Origin of the sequence: Achromobacter sp. NPDC008082, assembly GCF_042957345.1 — a bacterium.
In the GTDB taxonomy this organism is placed as follows: Bacteria; Pseudomonadota; Gammaproteobacteria; order Burkholderiales; family Burkholderiaceae_B; genus Achromobacter; species Achromobacter kerstersii_A.
On sequence record NZ_JBIBIB010000005.1, the window covers coordinates 477,801 to 494,830 of the forward strand.

At 63.3% G+C, this 17,030-nt stretch carries 15 protein-coding genes, 1 tRNA gene and 1 riboswitch; of the genes, 8 read left to right on the forward strand and 8 right to left on the reverse strand.

The annotated features are described in order from the left end of the window. Window positions 1-121 precede the first annotated feature (121 nt). The 3 genes from ACFZAI_RS22105 (at window position 122) to ACFZAI_RS22115 (ending at window position 3,147) form a co-directional block, all read left to right on the forward strand. Window positions 122-1,363, forward strand: coding sequence for an MFS transporter (locus ACFZAI_RS22105; protein ID WP_391568924.1), 1,242 nt, complete (start codon window positions 122-124; stop codon window positions 1,361-1,363). An 88-nt stretch (window positions 1,364-1,451) separates the two neighbouring features. Then, on the forward strand, window positions 1,452-2,135 hold the full coding sequence (locus tag ACFZAI_RS22110; protein ID WP_391568925.1) for a MarC family NAAT transporter: 684 nt from the start codon (window positions 1,452-1,454) through the stop codon (window positions 2,133-2,135). Next, window positions 2,122-3,147 carry a DUF4105 domain-containing protein gene (locus ACFZAI_RS22115; protein WP_391568926.1) on the forward strand — a complete coding sequence of 342 codons (1,026 nt, stop codon included), beginning with the start codon at window positions 2,122-2,124 and terminating at the stop codon, window positions 3,145-3,147. The genes ACFZAI_RS22110 and ACFZAI_RS22115 overlap by 14 nt, the downstream gene beginning before the upstream one ends. Here ACFZAI_RS22115 and ACFZAI_RS22120 read toward each other — a convergent pair. Continuing rightward, window positions 3,144-3,779: a TetR/AcrR family transcriptional regulator gene (locus ACFZAI_RS22120; RefSeq protein ID WP_391568927.1), complete on the reverse strand. Its 636-nt coding sequence runs from the start codon at window positions 3,777-3,779 to the stop codon at window positions 3,144-3,146. The genes ACFZAI_RS22115 and ACFZAI_RS22120 overlap by 4 nt on opposite strands. Before the next feature lie 167 nt (window positions 3,780-3,946). Between ACFZAI_RS22120 and ACFZAI_RS22125 the strand changes: the two genes are divergently transcribed. Then, window positions 3,947-4,150, forward strand: coding sequence for a hypothetical protein (locus ACFZAI_RS22125; RefSeq protein WP_391568928.1), 204 nt, complete (start codon window positions 3,947-3,949; stop codon window positions 4,148-4,150). A gap of 98 nt (window positions 4,151-4,248) precedes the next feature. Here ACFZAI_RS22125 and ACFZAI_RS22130 read toward each other — a convergent pair whose 3' ends face one another. The 3 genes from ACFZAI_RS22130 to ACFZAI_RS22140 form a co-directional block, all read right to left on the reverse strand. Beyond that, window positions 4,249-5,385, reverse strand: coding sequence for a porin (locus ACFZAI_RS22130; protein ID WP_391568929.1), 1,137 nt, complete (start codon window positions 5,383-5,385; stop codon window positions 4,249-4,251). Window positions 5,386-5,880: 495 nt separating this feature from the next. Beyond that, complete coding sequence (locus tag ACFZAI_RS22135; protein ID WP_391568930.1) at window positions 5,881-7,167, reverse strand: LLM class flavin-dependent oxidoreductase; 1,287 nt, start codon at window positions 7,165-7,167, stop codon at window positions 5,881-5,883. 5 nt (window positions 7,168-7,172) lie between these two features. Further along, window positions 7,173-7,955, reverse strand: a complete 783-nt coding sequence (locus tag ACFZAI_RS22140; protein WP_391568931.1) for a 3-oxoacyl-ACP reductase — start codon at window positions 7,953-7,955, stop codon at window positions 7,173-7,175. Between the two features lie 107 nt (window positions 7,956-8,062). Beyond that, window positions 8,063-8,168: riboswitch (TPP riboswitch) on the forward strand. 101 nt (window positions 8,169-8,269) lie between these two features. Between ACFZAI_RS22140 and ACFZAI_RS22145 the strand changes: the two genes are divergently transcribed. Then, a complete protein-coding gene (locus ACFZAI_RS22145; protein ID WP_391568932.1) occupies window positions 8,270-9,721 on the forward strand; it encodes a sodium:solute symporter family protein in 1,452 nt (483 codons plus the stop codon). 92 nt (window positions 9,722-9,813) lie between these two features. On the opposite strand, the gene ACFZAI_RS22150 is transcribed toward ACFZAI_RS22145, so the two are convergent. Together ACFZAI_RS22150 and xth are read right to left on the reverse strand one after the other, a co-directional pair. Then, window positions 9,814-9,889 (reverse strand) — tRNA-Ala (locus ACFZAI_RS22150). 68 nt (window positions 9,890-9,957) lie between these two features. After that, window positions 9,958-10,740 (reverse strand): exodeoxyribonuclease III, encoded by a 783-nt coding sequence (xth, locus tag ACFZAI_RS22155; RefSeq protein ID WP_391568933.1) that lies wholly within the window; start codon window positions 10,738-10,740, stop codon window positions 9,958-9,960. Between the two features lie 541 nt (window positions 10,741-11,281). Here xth and ACFZAI_RS22160 point away from each other — a divergent pair. After that, complete coding sequence (locus tag ACFZAI_RS22160) at window positions 11,282-11,695, forward strand: type II toxin-antitoxin system VapC family toxin (RefSeq protein ID WP_391568934.1); 414 nt, start codon at window positions 11,282-11,284, stop codon at window positions 11,693-11,695. Here ACFZAI_RS22160 and ACFZAI_RS22165 read toward each other — a convergent pair whose 3' ends face one another. After that, window positions 11,696-12,499: a FadR/GntR family transcriptional regulator gene (locus ACFZAI_RS22165; RefSeq protein WP_391568935.1), complete on the reverse strand. Its 804-nt coding sequence runs from the start codon at window positions 12,497-12,499 to the stop codon at window positions 11,696-11,698. Window positions 12,500-12,907: 408 nt separating this feature from the next. Between ACFZAI_RS22165 and ACFZAI_RS22170 the strand changes: the two genes are divergently transcribed. Both ACFZAI_RS22170 and ACFZAI_RS22175 read left to right on the forward strand, forming a co-directional pair. Further along, window positions 12,908-14,344 carry an aldehyde dehydrogenase family protein gene (locus ACFZAI_RS22170; RefSeq protein WP_391569192.1) on the forward strand — a complete coding sequence of 479 codons (1,437 nt, stop codon included), beginning with the start codon at window positions 12,908-12,910 and terminating at the stop codon, window positions 14,342-14,344. A 113-nt stretch (window positions 14,345-14,457) separates the two neighbouring features. Beyond that, on the forward strand, window positions 14,458-15,162 hold the full coding sequence (locus ACFZAI_RS22175; RefSeq protein WP_054426143.1) for a riboflavin synthase: 705 nt from the start codon (window positions 14,458-14,460) through the stop codon (window positions 15,160-15,162). Window positions 15,163-15,274: 112 nt separating this feature from the next. Here ACFZAI_RS22175 and ACFZAI_RS22180 read toward each other — a convergent pair whose 3' ends face one another. Further along, window positions 15,275-16,768 (reverse strand): M81 family metallopeptidase, encoded by a 1,494-nt coding sequence (locus ACFZAI_RS22180; RefSeq protein ID WP_391568936.1) that lies wholly within the window; start codon window positions 16,766-16,768, stop codon window positions 15,275-15,277. Window positions 16,769-17,030: the final 262 nt, after the last annotated feature.

The window sequence follows — 17,030 nt, forward strand, 5'->3', positions numbered from 1 at the left end:
AAAGATTGTCCACGATTCGTCCCTTGTGTTTGGCCTGATGCCTGCTTTATCTGCGAATTGGAAACAGTAGACTGCATAAGGGTCGGCCCTGCAACGGGGCTTTTCTGGATCGCAACACACGATGACCCAAACCTCTACACCGCCAGCCGGCGGATCGGATTCGGCTACCACTTCCACTTCCCTGCGCGCCTGGCTGGGCGTCACCGCGGTGGGGCTGGCCACCTTCAGCGTGGTCACCACCGAAATGCTGCCGGTGGGCCTGTTGGTGCCGATCACGCACGAGCTGAACGTGTCGGTAGGCGAGGGCGGTTGGATGCTTTTCGTGCCGGCAATTCTGGCCGCCTTGTTTGCCCCGCTGATTGTCGTCCGGCCCGCGGGCGCCGATAGCCGTTGGTTGCTTTGCGGGCTGCTGGCCTTGCTGATGGGGGCGAACCTGGCCAGCGCGTTGGCGCCGTCCATGCCGTGGTTGTTGGGCGCGCGCGTGCTGGTGGGCATTTGCATCGGCGGCATCTGGGCGATCGCGGGCGGGTTGGCGGGCAGAATCGTTGCCCCGCACGCGGTGGGCGCGGCCACCGCCATCATCTTTGGCGGGGTTGCGGTGGCCTCGGTGCTGGGCGTGCCGCTGGGCGCCTTCATTGGCGAACTGGCGGGGTGGCGCGCCGCGTTTGCGGGGATGGCGGTGTTGTGCGCAGCCGTGCTCGTGCTGATCTGGCAGGCTTTGCCGCCGCTGCCCGCGCCGCGCGGCTTATCGGCGCGCGAACTGGCCGGGCTGCTTTCGAATCCGGCGTTGCGGCGGGGCTTGCTGATCACCTTGTTCATGGTGGCAGGCCATTTCATGGCCTACACCTTTGTGCGGCCGATGCTGCAAACGCAGGCGGGGTTTGGTCAGCAATGGATAGGCTTGCTGTTGTTCACGTATGGCGTGGCGGGTGTGGCGGGAAATTTTCTGGCGGGTTCCGCCGCTGCACGCCGTCCCGCCGCCGTCTTGATGACAATTGCCGTCACGTTGCTGTTGACCCTGGCGCTGCTGGGCGGGCTGGGCCATTGGCCGCCTGCCAGCGTGCTGTTGTTGGTGGTGTGGGGGCTGGCGTATGGCGGCGTGTCGGTGTCGCTACAGATCTGGATGCTGCGGGCGGCTCCTGACGCGGTGGACGCCGCCACGGCTTTTTTCGTGGCGATGTTCAACCTGGCGATCGCGGCGGGTTCCTTCTTGGGCGCGGCCAGCGTGGATGCGCTGGGCTTGCAGATGAACGCGTGGCTGGCGGCGGCGTGCATGCTGTTGCCGGTAGGCGCGCTATGGCGCCGGCCGCCGAGCAAGAGTTTGGGAGCCGGGATCAATAAGCCCGGGAAATGTGTAAGGTAGAGGGCATTCTGCGATTGAACGTTGAACCAGGCAGGCGGCCCATTACTCCCATTGGGTAAATGGGCCGTCTCCTTTTTCTATGAGCCCCATGATTGACGATCTGATCCAACTCGCCAAACTAACCAGCCTTGGGCTGGCGCTGATGCTGCCCTTGGCCAACCCGCTGACCTCCATGACGCTGCTGCTGTCGCTCGGCGCGCAGATTCCTTATAAAGAGCGCGAACGCCAGGTGACGCAGGCGGCGTATTACGTGGTGGGCATCATGCTGGTGACCTACTACGCGGGTGCGTGGATCATGCACACGTTCGGCATTTCGATTCCGGGCTTGCGCATCGCGGGCGGGCTGATCGTGGTCAGCATTGGTTTCAGCATGCTGTTTCCGCCTGCGGAACCGCGCTCGCTGGCGGCGGAAGCAGCCGCGGACGCCAAAGCGCGGGAGACGCCGAACATCGCGTTCGTGCCCTTGGCGCTACCTGGAACCGCGGGGCCAGGCACCATCGCCATGATCATCAGTGGGGCAGCCTCGGTCGATGGCGCAATCACGCCGCAGTACCCGACGTGGGTGGTGGCGGTAACGCCCATCATCGTGTTCGCCCTGCTGGGCGTGCTGTTCTGGATCTGCCTGCGTTCGGCGGGCCGCATCGTGGCGGTGATCGGGCAAAGCGGCGTGGAAGCCATTTCGCGCGTCATGGGCTTCTTGCTCGTGTGCATGGGGGTTCAATTCGTCATCAACGGCGTGCTGGAAATTGTGGGCAAGCATGTTGGCGGATAAGCCGGTGCGCCGCGCTGGGCGCTTGCGTCGGGGCCTGGTGGTCGTAGGGCGCCTGTTGCTGACGTTGCTGGTGGCCGCGTCTGCGCTGTGGGGGTGTCTTGCCCTGTGGTATCAGGCGCCGGGCGGCGTGTGGGGCAAAGGGGCGGCGGCCGCTGTGTGGGCCGCGCTATGCCTGGGTGCGATGGTGGCGTTGTGGCGCGCGGGGCCGTGGCGGCGGCGGGCAGGGTGGGCGTATCTGATCGGGCTGGTCCTGCTGGCCGGCTGGTGGCAAACGCTTGCGCCGTCGAATGACCGCATCTGGGCGGACGACGTGGCGAAGATGCTGCGCGGCACGGTGCAAGGGTCGACGGTCACGCTTGAGAACGTGCGCAACTTCGATTGGCGCACGGACTCCGACTACACCGCCCGCTGGGAAACGCGGCAATACGAGCTGGACAAACTCGTATCGGTGGACATGGCGCTGTCTTACTGGGCAGGCCCGGCCATTGCGCACACGCTCGTCTCGTTCGGTTTTTCCGACGGGCGGCACGTGGTGTTCTCGGTTGAGATCCGCAAGGAACGCGGCGAACAATTTTCCGAGATCGGCGGATTCTTCAAGCAGTTCGAATTGAGCGTGGTGGCGGCCGAAGAGCGCGACATCCTGTACGTGCGCGCCGGCCCGCGTGGGGAAAGCGTGTATCTGTACCCGGTGCGCATGCCCGAACGCGCGATGCGCGAGCTGTTTCTGTCCTACGTCAACACCGCTAATGCGCTGGTGACCACGCCGCGCTTCTATCACACGGTTACGGCCAATTGCACGACATTGGTCTACCGCATGGTCAACGCTATCGTGCCGGGCTTGCCGCTGGACTTACGCATTCTGCTGTCGGGCTATCTGCCCGAGTATCTGTACGACCAGGGCGGACTGGATACGAGGGTCCCGCTGGACGTGCTGCGAGCACGTGCATCCATTGGCCATCAGGCTCCGCCGGGCGACGACCCGATTGCCTTCTCTCGTCGGATTCGGCCTTAAACCTGATACGCGCGCAGCAACGTATCCACGCCGTAACGGCAGGTGGCCAGCGCTTCGGCGGGCGGCCCGTCGGCGTAACCGCCGACCAGCCGCGCGTGGAACGCGATGCCATTGATCAGGTTGCCTAAGGTCAGCGCCGCCTGGCGCGGATCGTCAATCTTCAGTTCGCCTTGTTCACAGGCGGCGCGCAGGCATTGTTCCAGCGGCGCATGGACTTGCGTGTCGACGGCATGTTGCAGCGACGCCGCCAACTGCGGCATGCGGTGGCACTCCGACACCAGCAGCCGGTGCAGCGCGGCGGATTTCGGTTGCACCGCATAGGTCAAGAGCCGCAGCGCCAACTGCTGCAACGCCGGCCGCACCGCCTCGCCGGGCGGCGCCTTCAGGAACACCGCGGCGCGCATGTTGTCCAACTCGAATTGCAGCACGGCAGCCAGCATGCCTTCCTTGCTGCCAAACAACTGATACGCCGTGGCGGCGGACCCGCCAGCCTGCTGCACGATGCGTTGGATGGACGTTTGTGCGTACCCAAGTTCCAGTAACAACTGACTGGCCACTTCAAGCAGCCGCCGCCGCCTGGCTTCGCCCTTGGTGGTCAGGGCGCGCGTCATCGGATCGGCCGAATCGCTCATCACCTGTTTCTCCCGGTTTCCATGGCATGGACATCACAGGGTTTCACCCCGTTTCGTCATGTAATGTAGAGTACATTACATTCTTGAGCGCTTCAGAAAGCGGGTATTTCCCACGCGAGTTGTTGACCCGGGACGAGTCCGGGCGGTTTTTGTAGGAGGGCGCCCAGATGTCCTGGCTGACCCTGAGTATTGTCTTGATTGTTGCGGCTGCCGTTGGCGCCGTTTTGCTTCGCCACCCCGGCGTGATGTTGTATGACTGGATCGCCACTCGCAAGGCCCACGCCCGTACACGCGTTGCCCTGGCTTCCCCGACAGCGCGCCCGCAAGCCGTTTCGGCCGAGCACACCGAGCCCGCCGCTCTGGCGGGCTAAAAAAATCCACGCATAAAAAAAAAAGCCACCCGTTTCCGGGTGGCTTAAGTCTTCAAGGGCGCCCCGACTCTGCTCAGTTGGGGCGGCCCGCAGCCTGCTTAGAAGCGATGGCGGATGCCGACGCCAACCGTGCTCATCTTGTCACCGTTGATGAAGGCGGCGCCATCGGCGTAGGACGCCAGAGCGTACAGGTTGGTCCGCTTGGACAGATCATACGTGTAGCCCAGGCTGTAGATGTCCATGGCGTACAGGTTCTTGTTCGGATCAGCACGCTGCCACGACGCGAAGACGTTGCTGGCGGCGCCGATGGGGGCGCTTACGCCGACCATGTACGAGTTGATGCGCAGGCCGTCCCACGTGAAGCGGCCATTCGTGAAGCCCTGGCCGTTGGCCGGGCCGCCTGCTTGCTGGCGGCCGCCCATCAACGAGAAATCCTGGCCGGCGAAAACGCCGTCCTCGGAACGGCCATAAGCCAGCGACAGCTTGACCACTTCGAAGTCGTAGGCGGCGCCGATGATGAACTGCTGCGGTTGCGGCTGGTTCGGCTTGCGGTATTGCACGTCATAGGACAAGGCTACCTTCAACGGGCCGTTGTCGTAACGCACACCCGCCGTCCAGGCGCGGTTGTTTTCCTTGGTCTTGAAGCCCGTCGGGCCTTCGACGTCATCGGTCGAGAACGAATAGCCCACGCCGCCTTGGAACCCGCTCCAGACCGGGGTCTGGTACATGACCATGTTGTCATAGCGAACCGTGTTGGCCGCGCTGAATGCCATACCCATGTTGGCGTTCAGGTAGTCGAGCGCGAACGGATCAATGTCGCCGAAGTACTTGGACGCGATGTTGGTTTGGCGGCCCAGTTCCAGCAAACCGAACTGCTCGCTGTTCAGGCCGACAGTGGCTTGACGGCCGAACAGGCGGTCGCCTTGCGAACGGTTGCCGTTATTGGCGGTGAAGCCGCTTTCCAACGTGAAGACAGCCGACAGGCCATCGCCCAGGTCTTCCGTTCCGCGCAGGCCAAAACGGGAACCGTTCTGGATGCCGTCGTTCATGCCGATCCGGGAGGAATAGTCGCCGCCGTTCACGCCACGGTTTGCGTCCGTGGTGCCAACCTTGCCACGTTGATAGGTCAGGCCCAGATCGACAATGCCGTACAGGGTGACAGACGTTTCAGCTTGGGCCGCACCGGCCATGCCAGCCAGAATCGCGCCTACGAGCAAAGTTTTCGTTAGTTTCATATCCACATCCGGTTCTAAGGCTTGTATTGCCTGCTTTCAGCATTGCGAAAGCAGCCCTGGTGTCCACAATAGGGAACACCGCCGGAATACATGAAACTGAAAACTACATAATGGTTCGGAATATACAAATTGGGGTCGTATTCTGATGACTTGCCCCTGACTCCTTCCTTAACGATTAGGATTTAGTTACTCGAGACACATATAAAAACCTGCGATTTATTGCGAGATAACAACAGTTCCTTAGAGAAAGGAACCGGCGTTATTCGCTAATGCAGGGATGTTCACGATTTACAGGGTGCCTGCGTGCAGGGCCGCTTTCATACAAATTGATAAGTTATGCCTAGCATTTCGTTGCGATGAAGGCCCTGAAGGGGCGTTCAGCCGGCGTGCACCTGCGTTCGCGAAACTTGCAGGCGCTGAAGACGCGGCTATGGCAGCCTGTAAATTTCAAGAACGTAACGGTGCGATGACCTTGAACGCGCGCGGCGCGAGGTATTACCGGCCAGGCCTTTCCAGCCCCAAATGACCGCGCAGTGTGTGGTGTTCGTACTCGGTACGGAACAGCCCGCGTCGTTGCAGCACGGGAATCACGTGGTCCACAAAGTCGTCGATGCCGCCGGGCAGAGACGGTGGCATCAGGTTGAAGCCGTCGGCGCCTTCGTTTTTGAACCAGTGCTCCATCTTGTCGGCGATCTGTTCCGGCGTGCCGACCATCGTGCAATGGCCGCCGCCCGCCGCCAACCGGCCCAGCAATTGGCGCACGGTGGGTTGTTCGGTTTCGATGATCCGCAGAATGGTGCCGTACCGGCCCTTGGGACCCTTGAAATCTTCCAGCGGCGGCAGCGGCGGCACAGGCGCATCCAGCTCCCATGCGCTGCAATCCTGTAGCACGAAGGTCCCCAGTTGGCGTAGCGATGCGTCGCTGGGCAGCAGCACGTCCAGCTCGCGTTGCTTGGCCCGGGCCTCGGCTTCGGTGGACCCTACATACGTGACCAGCCCCGGCATGATCGGCACAAAGGCGCTGCGCCCGGCCGCAAGCACGCGCTGCTTGATGTCGCGGTAATAGGACTGCGCGGCGGGCAGGTCGTAGGCCACCGCATAGATGGCCTCCGCGCGGCGGGCGGCCAGGTCCCGGCCCTGGTCCGAGGCGCCGGCCTGGAACAGCACCGGATGGCCCTGCGGCGGGCGCGGCACCGTCAGCGGGCCGTCGACCAGGAAATGCTCGCCTTGATGATGGATGGCTTGCACGCGTTCGGGCACGCCATAGACGCCGTTGCGGTCGATGGCCAGCGCATCGTCTTGCCAGGAATCGAACAAGCGCAACGCAACGTCGACGAATTCTTCAGCGCGCGCGTAGCGCCATTCATGGCCGGGCATGGCCTCATAGCCATGGTTGCGGGCCTCGGCGTCGAACATCGAGGTGACCACGTTCCAACCCATGCGGCCGCCCGAAATGTGGTCCAGCGACGCCACCATGCGCGCCGCGTGAAAGGGCGTGAAGAAGGTGCTGGAAACGGTGCTGATCAGACCGATGTGCGTGGTGGCGCGCGCGATGGCGGCCATCGTCGTCAGCGGTTCCAGATACCAGCGCGGGCCGTCGCCGATGTTGTCCATCCACTGCCCATCCGCAAAGAAAATGGCGTCCAGCTTGCCGCGTTCGGCCGTGCGCGCCAGCGACTCGTAGTAGCTGATGTCGCCCAGCCGTTCGGCCGCCGAATCGGGATGGCGCCACGCAGCGCGGTGATGGCCGCATCCAAAGATGAACAGGTTCAGATGCAGCATGGCGCTTAGTTCTTGACGAGGCCGCCGTCGACGACCAGGTTCTGGCCCGTGACGCTGCGCGACCAGGGGCTGGCGAAAAACAGCACCGCGTCGGCGAACTGTTCGGGCGTGGTGACGGTGCGCAGCGGCGTGCTGGCGGCAATCAAATCGAACACCGCTTCGGGCGTTGCCGCGGAGGCATCGGTCGTGCGCAGCAAACCGCCCGACACCATGTTGACCGTGATGCCATGGGGTCCGAGGTCGTGCGACAAGGTCCGCGTGAACGACAGCAGCGCAGCCTTGGCGGCGGTGTAATCGTGATACGGCACGACCGGGTTCTGGACCAGGTTCGTGCCGATGTTGATGATGCGTCCGACGCCGGCTTCACGCATGCCGGGCAGCGCCGCTTGAGTCGTGTTCAACGCGCCGCGCACGCTGCCTTCGATCTGCTGATTCAGGTTGTCCCACGTCAACGTGTCCGCATGCGGGCGCGCGTCGCCATTGAATTGGAACGCGGGCAGCGCGTTGTTGACGACGGTGGTGACCGGCATGCCGAAGTGGCTTTGCGCCTGCGCCACCAGCGCCTGCACCGCCTGCGCATCGCGCACATCGGCCTGGATAGCCAGCGCGCGGCCCGGCGCGGTGGCGGCCAGCGCCTGCGCGGCGTCAGCGCTGTTCAGGTAGTTGATGACCACGCGCGCGCCTTCGCGCAGAAACGCGCGCACGATGTGCGCGCCCAGTCCACGGGCGCCGCCCGTGACAATCACCAGTTGTTCGTTCAGGGCAGGGGCGGGGTGTGCAAGAGACATGATCGGCTCGTCGGTTTCACCGGCACGCATGCAATCGGGTGCCGCAAGCGGGCGAACTTAGCACATTCCACGCGTTGACATTGCGGCGCCGCTCTCCTACTCTTGCGGTCAATTCCTGGGGGAGCCCTGTCGGGCTGAGATTCCGCTTCATTGCGGTAACCCTTTGAACCTGATCCGGGTAATGCCGGCGAAGGGAAGGACATCGCACGGTTCGTGCGCCCTCCCTAGACTTTTATTCATCAGCGGCCCCTGTTACCAGACGGGCCGCTGCGCTGCGCGTCCGGCCGTCCGCCGGACCAGGGAGGACCGACTTCATGCTGACTCAATCCGCCGCCTTGATGTGGCTGCTGCTGTTCTCCGGCGGCTTCGCCGTCGCCAGCATCCTGTACACGCGGCGCAAGCGCGGCTCGCTGGAAGACTACATCGTGGCCCGCAACAGCCAGGGCGCGTTCGGCACCATCCTGACGTTGATGGCGTCGACGCTGGGCGCATGGATTCTGTTCTCGCCCGCGCAGGCCGCAACCTGGGGCGGACTGGCCGCGGTGATCGGCTACGCGCTGGGCTCGATGTCACCGCGTCTGGTCATGATTCCGCTGGGCCGGCGCATGCGTGAACTGATTCCGCATGGGCATACGCTGACTGAATTCCTGATGGCGCGCTACGGCCGGCCGATGTACGGGCTGGCGTTGTTCATCATGCTGTTCTATCTGTTCATTGCCTTGTCGGCTGAGGTTACGGCGATTGCCAAACTGGTCACCATGTTGGCGCCCGTGCCGCTGTGGGCCACCGCCGCCATCGTGATGGGCACGACGCTGCTCTACACCACCTACGGCGGGCTGCGCTCGTCGATCTTCACCGATCAGGTGCAGATGATGGTCATCGTGCCGTTGCTGGTGATCTTGTGCGGCGTCGGCTGGCAAGCTGCGGGGGGTGCGCTGCCCACCATCGAAGCACTGCAAGCGAAGGCGCCCCAATTGCTGGACCTGACCGACCCCGTGGGCGTGAAAGCCGGGCTGACGTTCTTCGTGGCCATCTTGCTGACCGGCATCTTTCACCAGGGCAACTGGCAGCGCATTTATGCCGCAAAAGACGCTCGGTCGATGCGCAATGGTTTTCTGCTGGGCGGCATCCTGGCCGCGCCGTTCATCTTCCTGATGGGCCTGTTCGGCCTGGCGTTCGTGGGCTTGGCGCCGCAGGGCGACAGTTCCATCGCACTGTTCAGCGTCATCATGCCGCACGCGCCCGCATGGTTCGTGATTGCGCTGATCCCGCTGGGCCTGTCGCTGGTGATGAGCACCGCCGACACGGCAATCAGCGCCGTGTCCAGCATCGTCGCCGTCGACATGCGCCGGCTGATGCCCAACGCCAACGGCATGGACATGAAGCGCCTGGCCCGCTGGGCGGTCTTGCTGCTGGCGATTCCGGTGATGATTGTGGCCTCGCAAGGCTACAGCGTGCTGTACCTGTTCCTGCTGGCCGACCTGCTGTGCTCCGCTGCCGCGTTCCCCGTGTTCTATGGCCTGTTCAGCCGCAAGCACGATGGCGTGACGGCAACAACCGCAACCGTCGCGGGGCTGGCGGCAGGGCTGTTCTTCTTTCCGGCCCCGGGCGACAAACCCACGTTCCTGCTGGAATCGTTTCTGCTGGCGGCGTTTGTGCCGGTGCTGGTTACCGTGCTGATGCGCCTGGCGCGGCGCGGTATACGGGAGTTTGACTTTTCGACGCTGAGCGCGGCGGTGCGGCGGCTGGATAAGGACGCGGTGTAAATCCGGCCTGCGCCCCCAGCCCTGCGGTGCGCCAGGAAAACAAAAAAGCCTTGGAACACGTTGTGGTGTCCAAGGCTTTCTTGTCTGGAATTTGGTGGAGCGGAGGAGGATCGAACTCCCGACCTTCGCATTGCGAACGCGACGCTCTCCCAGCTGAGCTACCGCCCCAATGAAGCAAGAGCAAAACTATACCTGAACTTTAAAGCGCCGTGCAATACGGCGCCAGGCAAAAATTTTCAGACGAATTCCAAGGTCGCGATAACCGGCGCGTGGTCTGACGGCTGCTCGTTGCGGCGCGGTTCCTTGTCGATCACGCAGGCGACGCAGCGCTTGACCAAGGGGGCCGACAGCAGGACGTGGTCGATCCGCAGGCCAGCGTTGCGACGGAAGGCGAACTGGCGGTAATCCCACCAAGAAAACGATTTTTCGGGCTGCTCGAACAGACGGAAGGAATCGGTCAGGCCCAGGTCGATCAGGCCTCGCAAGGCGGCGCGTTCCGGTTCGGACACCAGCACCTGGCCTTCCCATTTCTCGGGGTTGTGCACGTCTTCGTCGGCGGGCGCCACGTTGTAGTCGCCCAGCACGGCAAGGCGCGGGTACTGCTTGATCTCGTCGGCCAGCCAATTGCGCATGGCGTCGAACCACGCCAGCTTGTAGACGTACTTGTCGGAATCCAGCGACTGCCCGTTGGGGCAATACGCGCACACAACGCGCACATCGCCTTCGGGGCTGGGGAAGGTCAAGGCCAGCACGCGCTGCTGCGGGTCTTCATAGCCAGGAATATTACGCACCATCGACGTGCCGGGCACGCGCGAAATGATGGCGACGCCGTTATAGGTCTTCTGACCGGCCCAGACGGCGTGATAGCCGGCTTCCTTGAAAGCGTCTTCGGGGAAGTTCTCGTCGGTGAGCTTCAGTTCCTGGATGCACAGCACGTCGACAGGATTGGCGGCCAGCCAGTCCAGCACTTGCGGCAGGCGCACCTTCAGAGAGTTCACGTTCCAAGTGGCTAATTTCATGTTCTGCGTAGACCGTTTGTTGATGCGGTTCTCAAAGGCGCCGCCTTCCAAAAACCCGGTCTAGCTACGTACTTGGCTACGAATCTGGCTATACATCCGGGGCGTGGCTGGCGGGCGCCGGGATAGGTGCAGATGATACCTGCTCGTGCGGACGGGTTGGCGGCGGGGGCAGGTGGCATATTTCCTGGGGGACGTGAATGCGTCCTATATATCCTGCTAAAGCGGCCAAAGCTCGGTGGAACTGGCTAGACTGCCTGAACGCTTCAAATGGAGGAGCCTATGAAGATTTGGCCTTTGCAGGACGTTCAAGCGCATTACGCGGAATTTGTGGACGACGATTTGTCCGTCGCGTCACAACTGATGACCGGGTGCTTTGTCAGAGTGCCAGCTACGGGCTCGGTAGCACCAAAACCGGCACTGATGGCGCCTAGGTCAACGCTCAAAGCGCTCTTGCTTACCGACTTTGCGCGGACGGAACACTTAGTGCCGCTGCGGGGCGAAGGGCGGCGATCGGCAGCTTCAGGGGGGCGCTGATGGGGTTATGTACCTGTTGGACACGAATGTCATTTCGGAACTGCGAAGGCCGAAGCCTCATGGTGCGGTAGTCGCTTGGCTCGAATCCGTGGATGACAGTCTGCTACACCTGTCCGCGGTGACGCTAGGTGAGATTCAGATGGGTATAGAACGATCCAGAATGCTGGATGCCGCCAAAGCCGAAGCGTTGTCGCATTGGTTGGGCGCTGTCGAGGACACTTATAACGTGCTTCCGATGCCCGGGAAGGCGTTTCGGCTATGGGCGCAATTGATGCATCGCCGCTCTGACACGCTGAACGAGGACGCCATGATCGCGGCTACTGCGAAACTTGGCGGGATGGTCGTCGTGACACGTAACGTCAACGACTTCCTCCCGTTCGATCTCCCGATCCTGAATCCCTTCGAATCCATCCCCGCCTGATCACCCCTCCGAGCCGCTATTCAACATTCGGCTCTTCGCCTTTTCAATATGCGCGCGCATGATGTTCCGCGCGCCGTCGGCGTCTTGTTCCTGGATCAGCCGATAGATATGGCGGTGTTCGTCGATGGCGGCGCGGGTGCGTTTCCAGGGTTCGCTGTGGACCAGGTGGCGCATGACGTTGACGGCGTGGCTGACGTCGTATTCCAGCGACTTCAGCACTTGTACAAAGCGCTTGTTGCCGGTGGCCGCGGCGATGGCGCGGTGGAAGCCGTAGTCGTGGTGGTGCGCGATGGCGCCTGATGCGTCGGCTTCTTCGTAGCCGGTCAGCATGCGGTCCATTTCGCGCAGGTCGTCGGCGCTGCGGCGCAGGGCGGCCAGGTAGGCGCATTCCGGTTCGATCACCATGCGCAGTTCCAGGCCTTCCAGGATGTGGCCGACGCGGCGGGCCGGGTCGATGGCGGGCATGCCGCCCATCAAGTCGGGCTTGGCGCGCACGTAGGTGCCAGAGCCGCGAATGGAGTCCACCAGTTGGTCTTCGCGCAGCCGGTCCAGCGCTTGCCGGACCACGGGGCGCGACACCTCGAACAACGCGGCCAGTTCCAGTTCCGTGGGCAGCTTGTTGCCGGGCGCGATCTTGCCGGTGGCAATCGCGTAGAACAGGCTTTCATAGACGCGCTCTGCGAAGCGTTCGGCGCGCACATAGCCCAGGCCTGACGCCACTTCGGCCAGCACGTCCAGTTCGGGGCGGGGGCGGGCGGCTGCCTCCAGCAGGGATTCCAACTGCGGGTCACGCACATTGCTCATTGGCGCGCTCTTCTAGTAGTGAGTTGAAGCCGGCCCATCAATAGGACCGGGCTTGTCAGTCTTGCGAACAAACCCTGCACCGTCGTAAATGGCTGAAACATAAGGGATTACCCGTATTCATATCCAAATATCCCGAAGCTTAGGACAAAAGCTGTCAATTCAATTGACAAGTTATGGGGGGCTCCCGTAACTTGCCATCAAACCATATCGACCGCGCCTTCGACGCGCGGACGGCGTAACCGGCCTGCCGGGTGCGCCGGGAGACACCACACAAATCCCCACAGCAATCCCTCTTATGGGCACCCGCACACACTTCGCTTTCCGGCACGTCGCTTCGTGCCTGGGATGCTTTGCGCGCGTCGGCGCCTTTTCCGCAACGGGCTATTCGGCCGCTACTTTACTCCGCACATCGTGACTCAGAAGAACTTTATCGCCAACCAATGGGTGGCCTCGGCCACCGGTGAAACCATTCCCGTCCTGAACCCGTCCGATGGCAAGCCCTTCGAGTCGATCGCGCGATCGGGCGAGGCGGATATCGACCGCGCCGTCACCGCCGCCCGCCAAGCGTTTGAAGGCGAGTGGGGCCAAATGGCGCCCGCTGCGCGCAGCCGTTTGCTGATGCGTATCGCCTTCGCGTTGCTGGACCGCCAGGAGGAATTGGCGCAACTGGAATCGGCCGATACCGGCAAGCCCATCAAGCAGGCCCGTGCCGACGCCGCCGCCGTTGCGCGCTACTTCGAGTTCTATGCCGGCGCTGTTGACAAGCTGCACGGCGAGACCATTCCCTACACGCCGGGCTTCACCGTGCTGACCGTGCGCGAAGCGCATGGCGTGACAGGCCACATCGTGCCCTGGAACTACCCGTTGCAGATCTTCGGCCGCAGCGTGGGCGCGGCGCTGGCCGCGGGCAACGCTTGCGTGGTGAAGCCCGCCGAAGACGCTTGCCTGTCGTTGTTGAAGCTGGCTGAAATTGCCGCCGAAGTGGGCTTGCCCGCGGGCGCCTTGAACATCGTGACCGGTTATGGCCACGAAGCGGGCGCGGCGTTGTCGGCGCACCCGGGTATCGACCACATCTCGTTCACCGGTTCGCCGCAGACGGGCAAGATGGTGGCCCATGCCGCCGCCGAGAACCACGTGCCGGTGACGCTGGAACTGGGCGGCAAGTCGCCCCAGGTGGTGTTCGACGATGCCGATCTGGACGCCGCCATGCCGGTGCTGCTGGCCGCCATCATCCAGAACGCCGGCCAGACGTGCTCGGCGGGCAGCCGCGTGCTGATTCAGCGTGGCGTTTACGAAACGGTGATCAAGCGCTTGTCGGAAGCCTTCGCGGCCACCGTCACTGGCCCGGCCGCGCAAGACCTGGACGTGGGTCCGCTGATCAGCGGCCGTCAACATGACCGCGTGCGCGGGTTCCTGGCGGAAGCCGAAGCCGAAGGCCTGAAGGTTGCCGCGCGCGGCAAGCTGAAGGACGGCGCGCCGGAAGCGGGCTACTACCAGCCGCCCGTGCTGTTCCGCGACGTGCCTCCCAACAGCCGTCTGGCGCAGGAAGAAGTGTTCGGACCGGTGCTGGCCGCCATGGTGTTCGACACCGAGGAAGAGGCGCTGGAAATCGCCAACGGCACGTTGTATGGCTTGGTCGCGGGTGTGTGGACGCGCGACGGCGCCCGTCAGATGCGCTTGGCCCGCAAGCTGCGCGCCGGCCAGGTGTTCATCAATAACTACGGCGCGGGCGGCGGCGTGGAACTGCCGTTTGGCGGGTCGCGCCAGTCGGGCTACGGCCGCGAAAAAGGCTTTGAAGCGCTGTATGGCTTCACGACCTTGAAGACCATCGCCATCCGTCATTGATGGCGCGCCGGGTGGCGCTCGCCACCCGCCTGTCGCAGGGCGGCTCCTGGCAAAATATCGGTTAACGTTGATGTTTTGCTTCAGGGGCCTGCCGCCCCGTTTTCAGGAACCGTATGTTCACCGGTATTGTTCAAGGCACCGCGACGATCGCGAAGATCGCGGATCGCGAAGGCCTGCGCACCTTCACGCTGGATTTCCCCCCTGGTTTTTGCGTTGATCTGGCTATTGGCGCCAGCGTGTCAACGGACGGCGTCTGCCTGACCGTGACCGAGCTGCTGTCGGACAACCAGGCGACGTTTGACGTCATGCTGCAAAGCCTGGCCATCACCACGCTGGGCAGTTATGCCGAAGGCGACCGCGCCAACGTCGAGCGCGCCGCGAAAGATGGCGCCGAGATCGGCGGCCACCCGCTGTCGGGCCATGTGGACTTCACCTCTGAAGTGGTGATGGTGAAGTCGTCTGACACCAACCGGCTGATGCGCTTCAGCATCCCCGAACCCTTCCGCAAGTACGTGTTCGCCAAGGGCTATATCGCCATCAATGGCGCGAGCCTGACTGTGTCGGAAGTGAACCGCGCGGAAGGCTGGTTTGAAGTCTGGCTGATTCCCGAAACCCGCCGCATGACGGTGTTCGAGGACAAGCAGGTGGGCGATTTCGTCAACATCGAAATCGAACGCAGCACGCAGGTGGTGGTGGATACCGTGCGCGAAACGGTGCAGGAAAGCCTGGGCAAGTTGCAGCCCTTGCTGGAAGCCATCCTGAAGGAAAAAGGCCTGACCCTGGAAGACTTCGTCAGCCCCCAGGGCAAGCTGAAGTAAGCCGCGATCGGGGCGCCAGCCCCGGTCCCGGGGTTGAAGCCAACGCGCAAGGCCAACCCCCTGGACCCGCCTCTACGGCCCTGGCTTCCCTGCTTACGCCGCAGCCAGCCCGTCAGCCTCCGAACGGCTGACCTTGCGGACGCACGCGAATGCCCGGCTGCAAGCGCGTCCACGGCAGATCCGCGGGGTCAGCCTGCATCGGCCCCGGCGCTTTGGCCACCAGCACTTCGTGCGCGATGGGCTGGAAGTCGGCGCGAAAATGCACCGAACTCTTCACCACCAGAATCCCCATTTCTTCGGGCTGCACGCCGCCGACACGGAACAGATTGCGGTCCAGCATCTGCGCCTTGCTGGCGCTGACGACAACGCGTACCCCGCCAATCCGCAGGCCGGCCACCGCGCCCAGGTCCACATCCATGCCATGCATCATCGGCCCGTCAAAGCGCAGCTTGCCGGGCGATAGCGTTTCGACGACGAAGTCGCCGGTAAAGGCGGAGTCGCCCGGCACGCCCGATTGCCCGCCCAGCTGTAGCGTCACGGTGTTGCCGATGCCGGCGGCGGTGGCGGCGCGCACGGCGTCGGGGTCGTAGAACAGGCCCAACGCGGCGTTCTGCGCATTGGCTTCGACCAGCGCGCGCAGCATGCCAGTGGTGTTGGCGTCGCCACCCGCGCCGGGGTTGTCTTGCGTGTCCGCGATCACGACAGGGCGGGATGCGCCCGCCGCCAGCGCCTGCGCGCGCCGCACGGCTTCGGCGGGTTCAAGAAAGTCGGGCGACCATTGCGGTTCCAGTTCCAGCACCTGGCGATACAGCGTGTCGGTGACCTGTTCCACGGCCGCTGCATCGGTGCCATACGCCCAGACCACCGGGCCACATTCCGGAAAATCCGCCGCCGGAAAACCGGGCGCAAACGAGATGGACGCGACCCCCGGGGTTTGCTCCAGCTGCGCCAGCGTGTCGTACACGCCTTGCGACGGTTGCAGCATCGTGCACATGCCGTTGATCGGAATCAGAAAGGGCAGGCGGCGTTCGCTGCGCGCCCATTGCTTGCCCGCGGCGATGCGGGCCAGCAGCAGCCGCGCCGCGTGTTCGCCGGTATCGGCCATGTCCACGTGCGGATAGGTGCGGAAGGCGGCCAGTGCGTCGGCCTCTTGCAGCATCTGCGCGGTGACATTGGCGTGCAGGTCCAGGCTGGCGACAACCGGCACGTCCGGCCCCACGATCTGGCGCACGCGCACCAGCAATTCGCCTTCGCCATCGTCCAGATGTTCCGTGACCATCGCACCGTGCAAGTCCAGGTAGACCGCGTCAAAGCCGCCCGCACGCGCGGCGTCCAGGATTTCGCCCGCGATGCGTTCGAAGGCGTCGCGCGTGACATGCGCCGAGGGGCTGGCGCCCGCCCAGATCACCGTGTGCACGGTATGGCCTTGCGCCTGCATGGCGTTGATGAAGCCGCCTGCCGGAATATTGACCGAGCGCAGCGCCAGCATGGCTTCACCGCGCACCATGGCGGGAAAGCCTTCGCCGCGGACAAAGTTGTCATACCCCGCCTTGGACGGCGCAAAGGTATTGGTCTCGTGCTGGAAGCCAGCCACCAGGATGTGCATGTCGTTTCCTCTCGGTCTTGAGTCCGTGGGTTCAGGGGTCCGGGAATTATTGGAGACGATGGCAGGTTCAGCAATAGCCGATCACGGTTAAGTTTGGCAGGCGGACGGCCGGTTTCAGCGACGCATGGCGTTACGGTTTTGAGAAAGTATTTGGACTTAGATCAAGCAATGACAATGATTTCCAGGCATTTATGTCCTGAAACCCGCATGAATACTCAAGAAAATTCTGGATTTCCCATGTGACGGGCGTTTGGGGGCGGCT

Excerpts from the sequence above, each read along its gene's own strand:
- ACFZAI_RS22105 (WP_391568924.1), top strand. The coding sequence starts at position 122 with ATGACCCAAACCTCTACACCGCCAGCCGGCGGATCGGATTCGGCTACC.
- ACFZAI_RS22110 (WP_391568925.1), top strand. The coding sequence starts at position 1,452 with ATGATTGACGATCTGATCCAACTCGCCAAACTAACCAGCCTTGGGCTG.
- ACFZAI_RS22115 (WP_391568926.1), top strand. The coding sequence starts at position 2,122 with ATGTTGGCGGATAAGCCGGTGCGCCGCGCTGGGCGCTTGCGTCGGGGC.
- ACFZAI_RS22120 (WP_391568927.1), bottom strand. The coding sequence starts at position 3,779 with ATGAGCGATTCGGCCGATCCGATGACGCGCGCCCTGACCACCAAGGGC.
- ACFZAI_RS22125 (WP_391568928.1), top strand. The coding sequence starts at position 3,947 with ATGTCCTGGCTGACCCTGAGTATTGTCTTGATTGTTGCGGCTGCCGTT.
- ACFZAI_RS22130 (WP_391568929.1), bottom strand. The coding sequence starts at position 5,385 with ATGAAACTAACGAAAACTTTGCTCGTAGGCGCGATTCTGGCTGGCATG.
- ACFZAI_RS22135 (WP_391568930.1), bottom strand. The coding sequence starts at position 7,167 with ATGCTGCATCTGAACCTGTTCATCTTTGGATGCGGCCATCACCGCGCT.
- ACFZAI_RS22140 (WP_391568931.1), bottom strand. The coding sequence starts at position 7,955 with ATGTCTCTTGCACACCCCGCCCCTGCCCTGAACGAACAACTGGTGATT.
- ACFZAI_RS22145 (WP_391568932.1), top strand. The coding sequence starts at position 8,270 with ATGCTGACTCAATCCGCCGCCTTGATGTGGCTGCTGCTGTTCTCCGGC.
- xth (WP_391568933.1), bottom strand. The coding sequence starts at position 10,740 with ATGAAATTAGCCACTTGGAACGTGAACTCTCTGAAGGTGCGCCTGCCG.
- ACFZAI_RS22160 (WP_391568934.1), top strand. The coding sequence starts at position 11,282 with ATGTACCTGTTGGACACGAATGTCATTTCGGAACTGCGAAGGCCGAAG.
- ACFZAI_RS22165 (WP_391568935.1), bottom strand. The coding sequence starts at position 12,499 with ATGAGCAATGTGCGTGACCCGCAGTTGGAATCCCTGCTGGAGGCAGCC.
- ACFZAI_RS22175 (WP_054426143.1), top strand. The coding sequence starts at position 14,458 with ATGTTCACCGGTATTGTTCAAGGCACCGCGACGATCGCGAAGATCGCG.
- ACFZAI_RS22180 (WP_391568936.1), bottom strand. The coding sequence starts at position 16,768 with ATGCACATCCTGGTGGCTGGCTTCCAGCACGAGACCAATACCTTTGCG.